This window comes from Curtobacterium sp. MCLR17_032 (assembly GCF_003234795.2).
GTDB lineage: Bacteria > Actinomycetota > Actinomycetes > Actinomycetales > Microbacteriaceae > Curtobacterium.
This window is the reverse complement of record NZ_CP126268.1, coordinates 3,420,568-3,437,824: the sequence shown is the minus strand read 5'-3', so window position 1 is coordinate 3,437,824 and position 17,257 is coordinate 3,420,568. Positions and strand designations below refer to the sequence as shown.

16 protein-coding genes are annotated in these 17,257 nt (G+C 72.4%); 8 read left to right on the top strand and 8 right to left on the bottom strand.

The features are described from left to right. Positions 1-38: 38 nt before the first annotated feature. The 5 genes from DEI97_RS16310 (at position 39) to DEI97_RS16290 (ending at position 3,939) form a co-directional block, all read left to right on the top strand. The gene (locus DEI97_RS16310) at positions 39-956 is read left to right on the top strand and encodes a hypothetical protein (RefSeq protein ID WP_146248066.1); all 918 of its coding nucleotides are present in this window, start codon (positions 39-41) and stop codon (positions 954-956) included. Next, positions 947-2,221: a hypothetical protein gene (locus DEI97_RS16305; RefSeq protein ID WP_111073985.1), complete on the top strand. Its 1,275-nt coding sequence runs from the start codon at positions 947-949 to the stop codon at positions 2,219-2,221. The genes DEI97_RS16310 and DEI97_RS16305 overlap by 10 nt, the downstream gene beginning before the upstream one ends. Then, the gene (locus DEI97_RS16300; RefSeq protein WP_111073984.1) at positions 2,218-2,880 is read left to right on the top strand and encodes an ABC transporter ATP-binding protein; all 663 of its coding nucleotides are present in this window, start codon (positions 2,218-2,220) and stop codon (positions 2,878-2,880) included. The genes DEI97_RS16305 and DEI97_RS16300 overlap by 4 nt, the downstream gene beginning before the upstream one ends. Before the next feature lie 95 nt (positions 2,881-2,975). Next, positions 2,976-3,326 carry a hypothetical protein gene (locus DEI97_RS16295; RefSeq protein ID WP_111073983.1) on the top strand — a complete coding sequence of 117 codons (351 nt, stop codon included), beginning with the start codon at positions 2,976-2,978 and terminating at the stop codon, positions 3,324-3,326. Between the two features lie 94 nt (positions 3,327-3,420). Further along, positions 3,421-3,939, top strand: a complete 519-nt coding sequence (locus DEI97_RS16290) for a hypothetical protein (protein ID WP_111073982.1) — start codon at positions 3,421-3,423, stop codon at positions 3,937-3,939. A 63-nt stretch (positions 3,940-4,002) separates the two neighbouring features. On the opposite strand, the gene DEI97_RS16285 is transcribed toward DEI97_RS16290, so the two are convergent. Further along, on the bottom strand, positions 4,003-4,782 hold the full coding sequence (locus DEI97_RS16285) for a DNA-formamidopyrimidine glycosylase family protein (RefSeq protein WP_111073981.1): 780 nt from the start codon (positions 4,780-4,782) through the stop codon (positions 4,003-4,005). Beyond that, positions 4,775-9,544 (bottom strand): ATP-dependent helicase, encoded by a 4,770-nt coding sequence (locus DEI97_RS16280; protein WP_111073980.1) that lies wholly within the window; start codon positions 9,542-9,544, stop codon positions 4,775-4,777. Before DEI97_RS16280 ends, DEI97_RS16285 begins: the two co-directional genes overlap by 8 nt. A 142-nt stretch (positions 9,545-9,686) precedes the next feature. Here DEI97_RS16280 and DEI97_RS16275 point away from each other — a divergent pair, with 142 nt between their 5' ends. Next, positions 9,687-10,388, top strand: coding sequence for a PadR family transcriptional regulator (locus tag DEI97_RS16275; protein WP_111073979.1), 702 nt, complete (start codon positions 9,687-9,689; stop codon positions 10,386-10,388). Positions 10,389-10,504: 116 nt separating this feature from the next. Here DEI97_RS16275 and DEI97_RS16270 read toward each other — a convergent pair whose 3' ends face one another. Further along, complete coding sequence (locus DEI97_RS16270; protein ID WP_111073978.1) at positions 10,505-11,485, bottom strand: nuclear transport factor 2 family protein; 981 nt, start codon at positions 11,483-11,485, stop codon at positions 10,505-10,507. 194 nt (positions 11,486-11,679) lie between these two features. Here DEI97_RS16270 and DEI97_RS16265 point away from each other — a divergent pair, with 194 nt between their 5' ends. Then, positions 11,680-12,234, top strand: a complete 555-nt coding sequence (locus DEI97_RS16265) for an NUDIX hydrolase family protein (protein ID WP_111073977.1) — start codon at positions 11,680-11,682, stop codon at positions 12,232-12,234. A gap of 96 nt (positions 12,235-12,330) precedes the next feature. On the opposite strand, the gene DEI97_RS16260 is transcribed toward DEI97_RS16265, so the two are convergent. Both DEI97_RS16260 and DEI97_RS16255 read right to left on the bottom strand, forming a co-directional pair. Continuing rightward, positions 12,331-12,531, bottom strand: coding sequence for a CsbD family protein (locus tag DEI97_RS16260; protein WP_111073976.1), 201 nt, complete (start codon positions 12,529-12,531; stop codon positions 12,331-12,333). A 114-nt stretch (positions 12,532-12,645) separates the two neighbouring features. After that, a complete protein-coding gene (locus tag DEI97_RS16255) occupies positions 12,646-14,202 on the bottom strand; it encodes a DEAD/DEAH box helicase (protein WP_258376653.1) in 1,557 nt (518 codons plus the stop codon). Between the two features lie 544 nt (positions 14,203-14,746). Between DEI97_RS16255 and DEI97_RS16250 the strand changes: the two genes are divergently transcribed. Further along, on the top strand, positions 14,747-15,643 hold the full coding sequence (locus DEI97_RS16250; protein WP_258376637.1) for an endo alpha-1,4 polygalactosaminidase: 897 nt from the start codon (positions 14,747-14,749) through the stop codon (positions 15,641-15,643). A 104-nt stretch (positions 15,644-15,747) separates the two neighbouring features. Here the strand turns inward: DEI97_RS16250 and DEI97_RS16245 are convergent, their stop codons facing one another. The 3 genes from DEI97_RS16245 to DEI97_RS16235 are packed head-to-tail and all read right to left on the bottom strand — an operon-like array spanning position 15,748 to position 17,240. Beyond that, entirely contained in the window at positions 15,748-16,107 is a 360-nt protein-coding gene (locus DEI97_RS16245) for a GntR family transcriptional regulator (protein ID WP_111074195.1), read from the bottom strand. Positions 16,108-16,117: 10 nt separating this feature from the next. After that, positions 16,118-16,750 carry a DUF1684 domain-containing protein gene (locus DEI97_RS16240; RefSeq protein WP_111073973.1) on the bottom strand — a complete coding sequence of 211 codons (633 nt, stop codon included), beginning with the start codon at positions 16,748-16,750 and terminating at the stop codon, positions 16,118-16,120. Between the two features lie 16 nt (positions 16,751-16,766). Beyond that, the gene (locus DEI97_RS16235) at positions 16,767-17,240 is read right to left on the bottom strand and encodes a hypothetical protein (protein WP_111073972.1); all 474 of its coding nucleotides are present in this window, start codon (positions 17,238-17,240) and stop codon (positions 16,767-16,769) included. Positions 17,241-17,257: the final 17 nt, after the last annotated feature.

Below are 17,257 nucleotides of genomic sequence, written 5' to 3'. Positions count from 1 at the left end.
GCTCGGCCGGTCCGTGGGCTGTCGATCGAGAGGGAGCCATGACCTGGAGGCAGGCGTTGGCAGTTGCCGCGCTGCTGCTGATGACGACGGGGCTGGTCTGCGCCCTCGGTGTGTTCCAGACCCGCGCGCAGGCGCTCGCGGCAGAGGGCCGCGCCCTCCTCTCGCCCGAGGCGGTCGCCGTGCACGCGACCGTCGGCGAGCTGATGGAGCACCGAGCTGAGTTCGCGGTCGGGACACGGGCGTTCCGTGATCTCGAGGAAGTACCTCGTGCTCGAACTGTGGTCGTGCTCAACGGGAACTGGTCCGACGTCGCACCGTCGATCGGGATCCGGTTCTCGGCGTCCGATGTCGGGCGGGCGTTGGTCGGGGAAGCCGTGCACCCCGAAGTCGAGGGCGGCGTCCCCTTCGTCGAGGTCGCCGGTGCACAGTACGAGGTCGTCGGGCGTCTCGGGCTCAGGGAAGACAGCCTGCTCGCGGAGGACATCCTGATCGCAGCCCCGGCCCTCTTCGATGCGGCCCAGACCCGCACGGTCCTGGACGGGCCCGACATCGGCGCCCGCGCCGTGGCGGTCTTCGGCAGGGACCGGATCGAACCCGTGGCCGGTGGCGCCAACCGACGCACGACAGTCGACTTCGTCACGCCGATCGTCCTGACGCTCGGTGTCGCCGTCGCGACGATGGCGAGCGCTGTGGCGGCCGTCTCGGCGGCTCGGCACGAGGGCGATCGAGCGCGGATCCGCCGCCTGGTCGGACTCGACTCCGCAGCGGTGCTGTTCCGGACCGTCCTGGTCGCGTGCAGCACCCCGATCATCGTCTGTGCCGCGGTCCTCACCGGGCTGTCCTGCGTCGGCGTCCGCCTGGGCGGGCCGGCCCTGGCAGCCGTCTCGAGCCAGTGCATGGTGTTCGTCGTCGTGATGCTCCTCGTCGGGCCGGTGAGGCGGCGATCATGGAGTTGATCCGTGATCTTCGGCACAACGGTCTCCTGATCGCTGTCAAGGCGCTCGTCATGGCGGTCTTCGCCGTGTCGCTCTACACCTTCGGCACCTTCGCCCAGTCGACGAGTGGAGCGGTCAACGGCTCACTGGCGGCAGACCGCGACGTCGACCTCTACGGCCTCGTCGACACCTTCCTCGGCGACACCGACGGCTTCGAGCGCTTCCGAGCGTCGGACCGTGACCTCCGCACGCTCACCGACTTCGTCGCGCAACTCGGACACAACGACCGGCTGGACTTCCTGTCGGCGTTCGACCAGCCCGTCGTCATCGAGGACTTCCGCGGTGACGGTCGTTTCGACGCGAACGCTGGTTCCGGCCTGGCAGAGCGCGGCGAGTACCGCGGCGAGGGTGGGGAACGGCTCCGCGACGTGAAGTCGATGCAGATGAACCATGAGATGTTCGCGTTCTCGAGGCTCGATGTGACGTCCGGCTCGGCTCCGGTCTGGACGGACGTCGACTACAGCTCCGGCCTGGTGCCGGTCGTCCTCGGCACCGACTACCGCGGCCTGTACGAGATCGGCGACGAACTCTGGGCGGATGTCTACGGTGTGCGCGAGCGCCTCCGGGTCACCGGGTTCCTCTCGCCCGGCAGCGCCGTGTTCCACCGTGGCGACATCAACCACTACTTGGACGACACGATCGTCCTGCCCTACCCGGCTGATGTCGGTCGCTTCGTCCAGCAAGATCGGTACACCGGAGGCATCGTCGCCTTCGCGATGCTCAACACGGACATCGCGGCGTCGACGTCGATGACCTACGACGACGTGATCGGCGAGCTCGGTGCGATCGCCGCGAGGACCGGGTTCCACTCGTACTCCCTGCAGGGCATCCCCACGTACTTGGTCCAGCTCCGACTCGTGCGCCAGATCGTGATCGAGAACTTCGGGCTGTTGGGCGCGATCTCAGCGATGACGGGCGTGGCGACGATCGTCGTCTGCCGAAGGATCAACAGGGTGCTCGGTGACCACCGCCGACGATGGGTGCGGATCTGCAGGACCGTCGGGCGCAGCGACCGAGCGATCCTCCGGACGGTGGGTCAGACCTGGGCCCTGGAGTACTCGTTCGTCGTCATCCTCTACGCCGTGGGATGCGCGCTGCTCCCGAACCACCATGCCTACCCCTTCCTCGGAGTGATGGCCGCGCTCGGGGTCTGGTTCTCGCTCGACGCTGTGAGCCGCGCCCACCGGATCCTCGCCACGGAGACTCCTGGACGGCGGGGACGATGACGAGCCTCGAGCTCAGGAACGTGTCGAAGTCCATCCGTGAACCGAACGGAGCCATCCGGTCACTCTTCAGCGGACTGGATCTGGTCGTCGGCGACACCGATCCCTCCGTGGCGCTGCTCGGCCGCAGCGGCAGCGGGAAGAGCACACTGCTCCGGATGCTGGCGGGCCTCGACCTGGACTACGACGGTTCGTACTCCAGCGCCGGACGACCCCTCGTCCGGACGTCTGCAGTGATGGCACGGCATCGGCTCGAGACGATGGGGATCGTGACGCAGGGGTGCGACCTGCTGCATGACCGCAGTGTGCTCGCGAACCTCGTCCTCGGTGCGACGGACAGATCCGGTGCGCGGACCCGGGCGGCTGAATGTCTCGAGTTCGTCGGACTCCCGGGCATCCAGCGGAAACGTCCGGGTGCACTGTCGGGCGGGGAGGCGCAGCGGGTCGCGATCGCTCGCGCACTGATGAAGCGACCCTCTGTGGTGCTTGCCGACGAGCCGACGGGAGCGCTCGACGAAGAGACGGAAACGCAGGTACTCGATCTCTTCGAGCGCCTGCAGGACGAGGGCGCCACCTTCGTGATCGCGACACACAGCGAACGCGTCGCAGCGAGGTGCGCACGACGGTTCCGCATCGTCGACCAGCGACTCGCCGAGGTCTGACACGGAGCCGCAGCCTGGGCGACTGGCTCCTCGCGAACGAGGCGGCCTCGGCGGAGCGGGACGTCCTCGACCCGGACCTGCGGCCGTTCCCCGGGTTGCAGCACACCGTCGTCTCCCTGAACTGGGGCGGCAAGCGGGACCACGCCACCTGGTTCAGCGCGGACCCGGCGGCACCGGCCGGCATCGAGCTCATCCCGATGCCCGCCGTCGCCGCGGACTACGTCGCCGCCGGTGGCAAGGAGCAGATCGGGAAGGTCCTCGACGAGGCCGTGCCGGAGGGCGACTACGCGGTGCAGTTCGGCGACTACCTGCTCATGTACCGGGCGTTGGCGTCGGGCAGCCAGGCGACGGCGGCACTCGCCCTCGCCCGCGACCTGCCGGCAGAGGACATCGACACGGGCAACACCCGGTCGTACCTGCTGGCGTGGATCATGTCGCACCAGTAGCGCGAGTCGACTCATGTGCCGGACCCTCGTGTGCCGGAGCCACGGGACGCACTCCTGGGCTCCGGCACACCTGCGTCCGCCTACCGTCCACGCCATGAGCACGCGCGCGAAGACCACAGCCACCCTCGTCGGCCTCGCCACCATCGGCATGCTGCTCGGCGGCTGCTCGAACGCCGGCGCCCAGAACGGCGACCCGGTCGCGAAGGTCCCGGGCTCCGAGGAGTCCGCCACCCGCACCGACCCCGGCCAGCGCAACAGCGCCCCCTGCCAGGTCGCCTCGAGTGCCGCCGTCGACGCGATCGACAAGGCCGTGGGGCGGCACGACAACACGGACGTCGCGAGCGTCACGAAGGGCGAGGCCGGCTGGTACCTCGGCGTCTCGGTCGCCCCGAACCAGAGCGACGACCCCAACGACGACGAGGTCGCGGTCTTCGGCACCGAGTCCGACCCGACCGCCGAGGACTTCGACGGCATGGTCGTCCCGGTGAACAAGGTCGCCGAGGACGTCGTCGCCGACGAGAGCACCGCCACCGCCGCACCGGCCGACTTCTCCGAGACGTCGGACGCGGCGAAGCAGGTCCAGAGCTGCATCGTCGAGGCCGTCGACCACTGACGTCCGATCACGACCAGACCTGACCAGTCAGGTCTGGTCCGTGGTCAGCTCTGTCCTCCGCGGTCAGGTCTGGCAGCGCGGGCACCAGTAGGTGTCCCGCAGCGTCAGCTCCGACTCGCCCAGGTCGCCAGATCGGACCCTGGTGCCGCAGCGCAGGCAGGGCTTGCCGGCCCGGTTGTAGACCCAGAAGCGCTGCCCCGGGCGGTCGACGCCCGTGGTCACCCGGTTGCTGCGGTCGCGGTTCGCGACGATCAGCCGGGAGGCCATGGTCACCATCCGCGCCGGGTCCCGCACCTCGCTGACCGGCCGGGTCGGCAGAACGCCCCGGAGGAAGCAGAGCTCGTTCCGGTAGACGTTGCCGAGCCCCGCCATCACCCGCTGGTCGAGGAGCGCCAGGCCGACGGGTCGGTCCGGGTCCGCGATGAGGTTCCGGAGGGCGACGTCGGCGTCCCAGTCCGGTCCGAGCAGGTCCGGGCCGAGGTGCCCGACGACCTCGGACTCACGGTCGCGCGGGACGACCTCCAGGACCCCGAGGGTGAAGCCGACGGTCGAGACGTCGGCGGCGTCCAGGACGACCCGCGCCTGGAACGCCGGTCGGCGCCAGCGCTCACCCGGGGCGTAGACGTCCCACCGGCCCTCCATCTTGAGGTGCGAGTGCACGGTCAGGTCGCCGATCCGGTGCAGCAGGTGCTTGCCGCGCGGGACGACCTCGTCGACGGTGCGGCCGACCAGGTCGAGCGTGGCGAACGCGGGCACCCGGAAGTCGCTGCGAGTCAGGACCTTGCCCGCCAGCGCCGCGTGCAACCGGGCTGCCGCGCGGAAGACGGTGTCGCCCTCAGGCACGGAGCCGCAGTCCCTGGGGCGTGGCCGTGAAGCCCGCGGTGCGGAGGGCGTCCCCGAGCGGGGCTTCCAGCACGAAGACGCCGTCGACCCGTTCGACGGACAGCTTGCCGAGCCCGCTCCGGACGGTCGCCGCGATCGAGGTGGCCGCCGCTGCCAGGTCGGCCGGGTCCTCCGTGAACGTCAGCACGCTCTTGCCGCCGCGTTCGACGTAGACGGCCAGCCGACCGTCGACGAGCACGACGAGCGCGCCGGCCTTGCGACCCGGGCGGTGGCCGCGGGCACCGCCCTTCGCGGTGGCGGTGGCGGTGCTGATGGTGGTCTGGGCGACCGGACCGGCGCTCGCGGCCCCGGCCGGCTGCGCCGCCGCGGCCGGGTCGTCGGGGTCGACCGGTGCGGGTTCGTGCGGCCACGGCAGCGAGGCGCCGAAGGGGTTCGCCGGGTCGGTGGCCGACAGCGTCAGGGCCTCCCGCGCGCGGTCCGGGTCGGCGCGCTCCTCGTCGTCCAGGTCTCGGGCGTACGTGCGGAGTCGGTCGACGGTCGGGCCGGTGGCGAACTGCGCGGCACCGAGCCCCTCGACGAAGTACCCGCGTCGGGCACGGCCGGACTCCTCGAACTTGGCGAGCACACGGTAGACCCCGGCGAAGCCGCCGGGGACGCCCTCCACCTGCACGGCACCGCGGGTGACGACGCCGTAGCGCTCGAGCAGCAGCTCCGCGGTCGCCGCTGCCCGGACGGTGGCGTCGGGTTCGGCGAGCGGCAGCAGTGACCAGCGTCCGCCGACGTTCGGCGGACCGGACTGGCTGGGCAATGTCGGGCGCCGGCGTCCCCGGTAGGCGCGGGTGCGCGGTGCGCTCGAGGTCCGGGCCTTGCCGCCGAGCATCGCCCGCAGCGGGGCGAACGTGTCGTTGGTGATCTGGCCGGCCCACACCAGGTCCCACAGTGCGGTGGTCAGGCCGGAGTCGTCGGTGCTGCCGACGGCCTGCCCGAGCTGCCGGAAGAAGTACGCGCCGCCGCCGGCCAGGGCACCCAGGACGTCGCGCTGCAGTTCGGTGGTCTCGTCGCCCGCCGCCTCGGCCAGGGTGGTCGCGGCGGTGTCGGCGAGGTGCAGCCGGACCCAGCCGTCGTTGCCGGGCAGGGTGCCGCCACCGGACCAGAGGACCTCGCCGGTGGCGGTGAGTTCGTCGAGCATGCTCGGGGCGTAGTCGGAGACGCGGGCCGGCAGCACCAGCGACTCCCACGAGCTGGCGGGCAGGGCGACCCCGGACAGCTGGTCGACCACCTGCAGCACGCCGTCGATGCCGCGCAGCCCACCGCGGGCCCCGGGGACGCGGACGTGCTGCCACGCGGGCAGGAAGCGGGCGAGGGCGTCCGGTGCGACCGGTTCGACCTCGTGCCGGAGCGCCGCGAGCGACTTCGTCCGGATGCGTCGGAGCACCTCGGAGTCGCACCACTCGGCACCCTGGCGGTCGGGTCGGAACTCGCCCTCGACCAGGCGTCGGTCGGCGGTCAGGCGGCGCAGGGTGTCCTGCACCACCGCGACGCCGAGCCCCAGACGCGACGCGGCCTCCTGCGCGCCGAACGGACCGTGGCTGCGGGCGTACCGGCCGACCAGGTCACCGAGCGGGTCGGCGACCGGCTCGACGAAGGCGGTCGGCACGCCGATCGGCAGCGGCACCCCGAGGGCGTCGCGGAGTCGGGAGGCGTCCTCGATCACGGCCCAGCGGGTGGCCCCGGCGTGCGAGAAGGCGAGGACCCGGCGGTCGCGCTCGAGGGCCTCCAGTGCCGTGCGGAGCGTCGCCTGGGCCTCGCTGCGGTCCGTGGCGTCGGCCAGCCAGCTCCGGTCGACCAGCTCGTCGAGGTCGAGCGCCCCGACCAGCCGGAGGACGTCGACCATGCCCTCGACGTCCCGTGCGCGGCGGTCCGGGGAGAGCCGCTGCAGGTCGCGTTCGACACCGTCGATGACGGCCGGGTCGAGCAGTTCGCGCAGTTCCGCACGACCGAGCAGCTCGCTGAGCAGGGTCGAGTCGAGGGACAGTGCGGCGGCCCGGCGTTCGGCGAGCGGCGAGTCCCCCTCGTACATGAAGGCCGCGACGTACCCGAACAGCAGGGTGCGGGCGAACGGCGAGGGCTGCTCGGTCTCGCTCTCGACCAGGCGGATCCGCCGCCGGGCGATCTCGTCCGCGATGCCGAGCAGGGCGGGGACGTCGTACACGTCCTGCAGCACCTCGCGCACGGTCTCGAGCAGGATCGGGAACGTCGGGTACTTCTGCGCCACCTCGAGCAACTGCGACGCACGCTGGCGCTGCTGCCAGAGCGGGGACCGGCGCCCCGGGTCACGGCGGGGCAGCAGGAGTGCCCGGGCCGCGCACTCGCGGAAGCGTGCGGCGAACAGCGCGGAACCGCCGACCTCGTCGGTGACGATGGTCTCGAGGTCGTCGCGCTCGAAGACGAACAGTTCCGCTCCGGGAGGCTCGGCGTCCGTCTCCGGGATCCGCACCACGATGCCGTCGTCCGCGGCCATGGCGCCGCCGTCGATCCCGTGCCGCTCCCGCAGTCGGGCCGCGACCGCCAGGGCCCACGGCGCGTGCACGGTCATGCCGTACGGGGAGTGCAGGATGAGCCGCCAGTCGCCGAGCTCGTCGCGGAAGCGTTCGACGACGAGCGTCGTGTCGCTCGGCACGTGACCGGTGGCGGCGCGCTGGTCGCGGAGGAAGGCGATGAGGTTCGTGACGGCCCGTTCGTCGAGGCCACCGGCGGCGACCCGGGCCCGGGCGTCCTCGTCCGAGGCCGATTCGACCTCCCGCACGAAGGCACCGGTGGCACGGCCGAGTTCGGCGGGCCGGCCGAGTCCATCGCCCTTCCAGAACGGCACCCGGCCGGGCTGCCCGAACGCCGGGCTGACGAGGACCCGGTCGTGCGTGATCTCCTCGATCCGCCAGCTGGTGGCGCCGAGTGCGAAGACGTCGCCGACGCGGGACTCGTAGACCATCTCCTCGTCGAGCTCGCCGACGCGGGACGCCCGTTCGCCGACCATGAAGACGCCGAACATGCCACGGTCCGGGATCGTGCCACCGCTCGTGACGGCCAGGCGCTGCGCTCCGGGACGCCCGGTGAGGGTGCCGTGCACGCGGTCCCAGACCAGGCGTGGTCGGAGTTCGGCGAACTCGTCGCTCGGGTAGCGGCCGGTGACCAGGTCGAGCGTCGCCTCGAACGCCGAGCGGGGCAGTCCACTGAACGGGGCGCTGCGTCGGACGAGCTCGAACCAGTGCTCGACGTCGACCGTGTCGATCGCCCCGGCCGCGACGGTGTGCTGCGCCAGGACGTCGAGCGGGTTGGCGGGCACCGAGATCGACTCGATCTGGCCGCTGACCATGCGCTCGACGGTGACGGCGCTGTTGACGAGGTCGGCCCGGTGCTTCGGGAAGAGCACGCCGCGGGAGATCTCGCCGACCTGGTGTCCGGCGCGGCCGACGCGCTGCAGGCCGCTGGCGACCGAGGGCGGCGCCTCGACCTGGATGACGAGGTCGACCTCGCCCATGTCGATGCCGAGTTCGAGCGAACTGGTGGCGACCACGCAACGCAGCCGTCCGGACTTCAGGTCGTCCTCGATGATCGCGCGCTGGTCCTTGGACACCGAGCCGTGGTGGGCGCGGGCCAGCACCGGGATGTTCCGGTCCGAGCCGCCGCCGTCGGTCTGGCCGGACCCGCCGATCAGCTGGGCCGGTGGCCGGGTGGGCTGGGGTACCGGCGCATGTGCCGACGCCCGCCCCGGTGACTGCGAGACCACCGGCACGCCGACACCGGCACCCACGGGTTCGGCCACGTCCGTCGTCGCCAGGGCCCGTTCCTCATGGATCTCGTTGAGCCGGGCGGTCAGGCGTTCGGCCAGCCGGCGGGAGTTGGCGAAGACGATCGTCGACCGGTGCTGCTCGATGAGGTCCACGACCGACTCTTCGACGTGCGGCCAGATCGAGCCGTTCGTCGGGCTGGAGGTCGCGTCGGCCCCGACCGGCGGGGCGCCGAGCTCGGTCATGTCGTCGACCGGCACGACGACGCGCAGGTCGAAGGTCTTCTGCGCGGGCGGCGCGATGATCTGCACCGGGGCCCGACCGCCGAGGAACCGCGCCACTTCTTCCGCCGGGCGGACGGTCGCGGACAGCCCGATGCGCTGGACGGGTTTCTCGAGCAGGTCGTCGAGGCGTTCGAGCGAGACGGCGAGGTGTGCGCCACGCTTGGACGCCGCGACCGCGTGCACCTCGTCCACGATGACGGTGTCGACGTTGACCAGGGTCTCGCGCGCCTTCGACGTCAGCATCAGGTAGAGCGACTCGGGCGTGGTGATGAGGATGTCCGGCGGCAGGCGCAGCAGCTTCTGCCGGTCGGACGAGGGGGTGTCACCGCTCCGGACGCCGACCGTGACGTCGGGCGGTTCGAGCCCGAGCCGCTTGGCCGTCTGCGTGATGCCGACGAGCGGGGAGCGCAGGTTCCGTTCGACGTCGACGCCGAGGGCCTTGAGCGGCGAGACGTAGAGCACGCGGGTGCGCTGCTTGGCGGGCGGGGTGTCCGACGCCGAGATGAGCCGGTCGATCGACCACAGGAACGAGGCCAGGGTCTTGCCGGAGCCGGTCGGGGCGATGACGAGTGCGTGTTGCCCGGTCGAGATGGCGTCCCACGCGCCGGCCTGCGCGGCCGTCGGTTCGCGGAACGCCCCCCGGAACCACTCGGCGGTGGCGGGGGAGAAGCGCTCGAAGACGTCCGTCATGGTCCGCTCCATCCTGCTCCTCACCACCGACAGGAGCCCGGGGCGGATCGGTGCTTGACAACGAGAACACTACCGATCTATCGTTACTGCATCGCGACCGGTCCTGAACAGGTCGCGAACCAACTTCGAGAAAGGAGTCGTCATGCGCCCCATCGACGACGAGAACAGCTCCACGTCCCCCCGCGACCCCTTCGGTCGCGGCCAGCGCGGGCCCCGCTTCGGCAGCGCCCGCCAGCACCACGGCACCGGGTTCCCCGGCCGTGACCACGGTGACCACGAACACGGCCGCGGTGGCCGCGGTGGGCGGGGCTTCGGTCCCGGTTTCGGCGGACCGGGCTTCGGCGGTCCGGGGTTCGGTCCCGGCTTCGGCGGCGGCTTCGGTCCGGGCTTCGGCCCCGGCCGTGAACGCCGTCGCCGCGGCGACGTCCGTCTCGCCATCCTCGGACTCCTCGCCGAGGGCCCGCAGAACGGCTACGCGGTCATCAAGACGATCGCGGAACGCACCGGCGGCGCCTGGAAGCCGAGCCCCGGCTCGGTCTACCCGACGCTCCAGCAGCTCGTCGACGAAGAGCTCGTGGTCTCGACGGGCGACGGTCGGAAGACCCTCTTCGAGCTCACCGACGCCGGTCGGGCCGAGGCCGAGTCCAAGGCCGACGAGATCGCCGCCGCGTGGGAGTCCACGCCCGGCATGCCGGACTCGCAGCGCGAGCTGTTCGAGTCGCTCCGCAAGCTCGCCAGCGTCATGCACGTGTTCCGCACGAGTGCGACGGACGAGCAGACGAAGGCCGCCACCGAGAAGATCGACGGCCTGCGCCGCGACCTGCTCCAGGTCCTCAGCGACTGAGCGGTCCGCGCCACGGGGCCCCGGCGCCGCAGCACCGGAGAACCACACACCGGACGGGAGGCCCGTTGCCAGCTGGCAACGGGCCTCCCGTCCGTCTGTGGCCGGCTCCGGCGGTGTCAGCCAGCCGCGGGCGGGACCACGTCCCAGTGCTCGCGGATCAGCCCGCCGTCGACACGGAACAGGTCCGCGGCGAGGAACGGGCTGTCCGCCGAGGCGCCGACCGGGCGGGAGAACGTCCACACCAGGTCCCCGTCGGACAGGGAGACCACCGACTCCTGCGCCGGGAACCCGGTGCCGCCGCCGAACAGCTTCTTCAGCGCGGCCGTGCCGTTCGGCGCGACCGGGTTGTGCTGCAGGTACCCCGGGTCGAAGTCGCGGTCGAGCACCGACACGTCGTGGTCGCGGAACAGGGTGTCGTAGGCGCTGACGGCGAAGCGGCGGTTCCGCTCCTCCTGCCGCTCCGACGGGTGTCGCTGCGCGGCCGGGGCCCGGTACAGGTCACTGAACATCGTGTTGGTGTTGCCGCTGGCCGGCTTCCCGGTCGCCACCGGCTGGGCGAGCGACCAGTGCTCGACGACCCGACCGCCGCTGACCCGGAAGAGGTCGACCGCGGCCTCGCCCTGCCGTTCGTCGTGGACGTCCGCGGTGAGCTGCCAGTGCACCGCGACCAGGTCCCCGTCGGCCGCCAGGTGCTTGACGACCGCGTGGGCCCCGGCGATCCGGCCGTGGTCGGCACGGAACGCGGCGAGGAGCCCGGCCGGCCCGGACTCCCCGCCGTGGGAGACGGCGTCCGGTGCGACGATGCGGCCCGCGGTCCGGACTGCGGCGGCACTGGACGGGGCCGGGAAGACCTGGGTGAACAGCCGCCGGACCAGGCTGGCGTCGGCGCGCTCGGCGGCGGCGTCCAGGCGGTTCCCGGTGCCGCCGGACGCCGACCCGGACGCCGACCCGGTCGCGGCGGAGGTGGTCGCGGGGGACGTGGTGGTCGAGGGGGCGGCCGAGGCCGGACCGGCGGAGCAGCCGGCGAGCAGGGCGGCGCCGGCGGCTGCAGCGGCAGCGCGCGCGAACAGGAGTGCTGTCGTTCGTGGTGTCGTCATGGGCTCACCCTCGGGGCGGGGGCTGGGCCCTGCCGGCGAGACCCCGGTCCCGCTCGTGAGGACCCGCTCATCACGAGCACCGCTCACCAGGACGCAGGGCCGACCCAGCGACGAGCAGGGCGCACCGAGGACCGGGAGCGCACCGCGGCCGGGTCCGTCGCCGAGTTCGCCGCCGGGCCTGGTAGGAACGGTGCATGTCCTCGACCCGCACCCCTGATCCCGATCCCGACTCCGGCTCCGGCTGGCTGTCGGACGAGGAGCTCGCGTCCGTCCGCCGTCGTCTCCCGATCACCTACGTCGAGGCGGTGCCCGTGCGGCTCGACGGCCTCGGGGTCGTGACCGAGGTCGGCGTCCTGCTGCGGGTGTCGCCCAGCGGCTCGATCGCGCGCACGCTCGTCTCCGGCCGGGTGATGTACGGCGAGTCGATCCGCACCGCGCTGTTCCGCCACCTCGAGAAGGACCTCGGACCGATGGCGTTCCCGCAGCTGCCGGCGAGCCCGAACCCCTTCACGGTCGCCGAGTACTTCCCGCTGCCCGGCGCCTCGGTGTACACCGACGAGCGGCAGCACGCGATCTCGCTCGCCTACGTCGTCCCGGTCACCGGGACGTGCGAGCCCCGGCAGGACGCCCTCGAACTCACGTGGATGAGCCCGATGGAGGCCGCGTCCGACGCCGTCGCGGACGAGATGGAGGGCGGCCGCGGCACGCTCCTCCGCGCGGGCCTGGCATCGGTCGGCGCGCTGCACTGAGTCGCGCCCCACTGGGCCGTCCGCACCGGCTCACGACGAAGCCCCCGGATCCGATCGGATCCGGGGGCTTCGCAGCGCGGTACGAGACCGGCTTGGTTACTTGTCGTTCTTGAAGCTGTCGGCGACGCCGTGCGCCGCGTCCTTCACGTCCGTGACGCCCTGCTTGGCCGAGGCCTTGCCCTGGTCGGTCTGGCCTTCGGCCTTCAGGCGGTCGTTGTCCGTGGCGTTGCCGAGGGCTTCCTTGGCCTTGCCTGCCGCCTTCTCAGCGGCGTTCTTGATGTCTTCGATCCCAGCCATGTGCGCTCCTCTCGACAACGGAAAAAGTCGCCGGCAGTTGCTCGCGCTCCCGCCGGTGACCAGAACCGTACGCTCGTCGTCCGTGGTCTTCGGAGGAAGCGTTCAGGACCAGGGTCAGCGACCGGTACCGGCCGGACGGGAGGCGCGGCGCGAGCCACCACGACGGCCTGCGGGAGCAGCGTCGTCGCGCGGCGCACGGCCGGCGCTGTAGCCGCCGTCCGAGGACCAGACCGACGCCGAGCCACCGCGGGTGGTGTCGGAACCGGCACGACGCGGGGCACCGCCACGCTGACCGGCCGAGGCGCCACGACGGTCGTCACGACCGGCGCCCTCGGCGCGACCGCCACGGCGGGCACCGGAGCCGGCCGAGTCGGAACCGGCGGCGGAGCGTCCGGCGGAGGACGAGCCTCCCGAACGGCCACCGGTGCCACCGGCGGGGGCGCCACGACCACGCGAGCGGCCACGGCCCTGGCCGGCGGCGTCACCGGACGACTGACGGCGCGGCTGCTGCTGCTGCGGTGCCGGGGTGGTGTCCTCGCGGTACGGGGCCACCTCGCCGACGAGCTCGGTGACGGCCGCGGAGGTCGCGGTGACGTGCTGCGGGCTGACCTTGATCGCTGCGGCACGCATCATCTGCGCGACGTCGCGACGCTCGGCCGGCATCGTCACGGTGACGACGTCGCCCGACGAACCGGCACGGGCGGTGCGGCCGGAACGGTGCAGGTACGCCTTGTGCTCGGTGGGCGGGTCGACGTGCACGACGAGCTCGACGGCGTCGACGTGCACACCGCGGGCGGCGACGTCGGTCGCGACGAGGACCAGGGCGTCGCCGGAGGAGAACCGGGCGAGGTTCCGCTCACGGGCACCCTGCGACAGGTTGCCCTGCAGGTCGACGGCCGGGATGCCCTGGCTGGAGAGCTGCTTGGCGAGGCGCTTCGCGTGGTGCTTCGTACGCATGAAGAGGATGCGACGGCCGGTGCCGGAGGCGAGGGCCTTGACCAGGTCCTTCTTGGCGTCAGCGTCCGCGACCTCGAAGAGGTGGTGGGTCATCGCCTCGACGGGGCTGTTCTCGTCGTCGACCGAGTGCATCACCGGGTCGTGCAGGAACTTCTTGACGAGCTTGTCCACGCCGTTGTCGAGCGTGGCGGAGAACAGCAGGCGCTGGCCCTTGGCCGGGGTCGCCTGCATGATCTTGGTGACGCCGGGCAGGAAGCCCATGTCGGCCATGTGGTCGGCCTCGTCGAGGACGGTGACCTCGATGGCGTCCAGGTGCACGTGGCCCTGCTGCATGAGGTCCGCCAGGCGGCCGGGGCAGGCCACGACGATGTCGACGCCGCGGTTGAGGGCCTCGACCTGACGGCCCTGGCCGACACCACCGAAGATGGTCGTCGTGTTCAGGCCCATCGCCTTGGCGAGGGGGGCGAGCGTCGCGTCGATCTGCGTCGCGAGCTCACGGGTCGGGGCGAGCACGAGGGCACGGGGACGACCGGCGCGGCGGTTGCGGGACGACGCTGCCAGGCGGGCGGCGAGGGGGATCGCGAAGGCGATCGTCTTGCCGGAGCCGGTGCGCCCGCGACCGAGCACGTCCTTGCCCTGGAGCGAGTCGGGCAGGGTGTCGACCTGGATCGGGAAGGCGTTCTCCTTGCCCTGGCCGACGAGGACGTCGACCATCGGGGCGGGGACACCGAGGTCGGCGAACCGGACGTCGGTGCTGTCAGCGCTCTGGGTGGTGCTGGTGTTCTGTGTCGTGCTGGAGTTCTGGGTCGTGCTGGAGTTCTGGGTGGTCATGGTGACCTCTCGGGCCCGGGAGGGCCGGAAGGGCGCGCGGTCGAGGCCGGCGCGGGCGGGAGCGCATCCGCTCAGCGGTCCGGGTCCTGGTGGACGTCGGCGCTGGAGTGCGGGTGCTGTCGCCGCAGCAGAGAGCCTGGCACCGGGATCTGCGCCACCGGACGGATTCCGGGGCGAGGGTGGTGCGCGATACACATCGGTGTCGGTTCCGCACGCGATCCGACCAGACACGGGAGTCTGTTCGAGTGTGCGGGACACCGGGAGGTTTCGGGGGCGTCCGTACGACGCACGAGGCGATCGGCGCCTCGAGTGGTCCCAGCATAGCGGCCTCGGGCGTCGGAACGGGAGGGGCGTTCGCGTCGGGCGTTGCGATCCGGTCTCGACGACGGCGGCACGGGCGGGTCACCACCACGTGCGAGGATGCCTCGTGCTCTTCCGCAGGTCCCTCGTCACCACCGCCCTGCTCGTCGTCGCCGTCACCGGCCTGACGGCGTGCGCCGCCCCGTCCGGATCCGCGGGCACCACCCCCGGCGCGCACCGCACCGTCGACGACGCCGGGACGGGAGGCGCGACCGCCGGTGCCGACGTCGCCGCGCGTGCCCTGCCCACCGGCGGCATCCCCGACTACCAGCTCGGCGGCTCGTACACGCCACCCGCCGGCGTCACCGTGGTCGAACGGGACAGCACGGAGAAGGCCGCCGCCGGCGTGTACGGCATCTGCTACGTCAACGGGTTCCAGACCCAGCCGGAGGACCGGGCGTCCTGGCTGTCCGAACACCCCGACGCCGTCCTCCGCACGGCCGCCGGCAAGCCCGTCATCGACCCGGGGTGGCCGGACGAGCTCATCCTCGACACCCGGACCGCGAGCGCCCGGGCCACGATCACCTCGGTGCTGTCACGGTCGATCGCCCGCTGCGCCGACCACGGGTTCGACGCCGTCGAGTTCGACAACCTCGACTCGTGGACCCGTTCCGGCGGCCGGATGACCCGCTCGGGGAACCTGGCGCTCGCCGCGTCGCTCGTCCGGGTCGCCCACCAGCACGGCCTGGCCGCCGCCCAGAAGAACACCCCGCAGCTCGGCACCGCCGGACGGGAGCGCACCGGGTTCGACTTCGTGGTCGCCGAGGAGTGCGTGCAGTACGACGAGTGCGCCGCCTACACGGACGTGTACGGGGCGCGCGTGATCGACGTCGAGTACGCGGACACCCTCAAGGGGAAGTGGTCCGCCGTCTGCGCGATGACCGACCGCCCGCGGATGACGATCCTCCGCGACCGGGACCTCGTGCCGGCTGGCGAGGACGGGTACGTCTTCCGCCACTGCTGAGCGCGGCGGGCGTGGTTCGCGGCGGGCGCTGTTCGCGCTGAGCGACACCGCTCGTGTGTGCCGGGCCGCGCGATGTCGCCCAGCGCAAACCCGGGCCGGACCGGCTACGCGGGCCAGGCGTCGTGCAGCGCGGCCGCGGTCTGGTCGGCCGACAGCCCGGCCTCGCGTGCGGCGGCGACCAGGGCGGCCGCGGCGTGCGTGACCGACTCCGGCACCGCGGCCGGTCGGACCACCCGGGTGCCGGCACCGCGTGCGGTCTGCACGAGCCCGGCTTCCTCGAGCAGCTGGTAGGCCTTCGCGACCGTCCCGGCGGCCAGCCCGAGTTCGGCGGCCAGTCCGCGGACACTCGGCAGGCGCTCCCCGTCGACCAGGTACCCGGCGGCGATCTGGGCGGCGAGCTGCGAGCGCACCTGTTCGAAGGGCGGCACGCGGCCACCGGCGTCGATCGCGACGAATCCGGACATGCGGTCCACCCTAGGAGCCGTACCGCTCGCCGACCGGGACCGCCACGGGCAGGGTGTTGCCGGGAGGCGCGAGCGGGCACGCCCACGCTGGATCGTACGCGCACGACGGGTTGTAGGCGAAGTTGAAGTCGAGGACGAGCTCACCGTCCGTGTCGCCCAGGTCGGAGCCCTTGATCGTGTCGATCAGGTAGCGCCCGCCGCCGTAGGTGCCACCGGGCTTGCCGGCGCTGGCGTCCTTCACGGGGACGAACAGGCCGCCCGCGTAGCCGCCGTGCTTCCAGACGTCGAGCGATCCGACCCCGGGGACCTGCACGACACCGAGGCGGTCGAAGTGCACGATGCCGTCGGTGCCGGTCTCGACGTCGAGCACCTTCGGCTCGGCCTCCTCGATCCGGGCGTGGAAGCGCCAGGCCGGGTCGTAGGCCGGGAAGGGCAGCGACGTGAAGCCCTCGGCGTCCTCGGGCAGCAGCGGGCTGGCCGGGTGCCCCGCGAACATCGCGTCGCGACCCTCGCGCCACAGCGTGTGTGCCGCCTCGGGCTCGGGCGTGGCCCGGACCCGGCGGAAGAGGTCGAACGTCTCGCGGCGCCAGTCGGCGGTGGCGAGGGCGGTGCGGACGCGGTCGGTGGTCTCCGTCTGGGTCACGTCGACGAGCGTACGCTCACGCCCGCCAGGTGGGGGCGAGGGCGCGCATCCGGAACGCCCGCCACTGCCAGATGACCCACATGCCGGGCCAGAGCGCGATGCCGAGGAGCGCGGGGCGCGTGCGGTAGGTCAGGCGGTCGCGGAACAGGGTCCGGCCGTCGGGGAGGGCGGAGACGGCCATCCGGTGGCGCATGTCCATCCGGGCGAACAGACCGCTCGTGCCGCCGCCGCGGTCGACCTGGATCGGGACGCCGTCGGTCTCGTGCAGGTCGATGTCGACGTGGCTCGTCCCGCTCGGCACCAGGCCGAACGTGGACGCACCGATCGGGTGCGGCTGGTCCGGCGTCCAGTGCTCCGGGAACCCCGCGGGGTCGAGCGAGCGGTAGACGAGGAACGGCTTGGTGACGGCGACCATCACGGACGGCCGGAGGAGGGCGTCCCGGACGGCGTCGACGGGAGCGTCCAGGACGATGCGGAGACCGACGTGCATGCGGCGGACGCTACGCG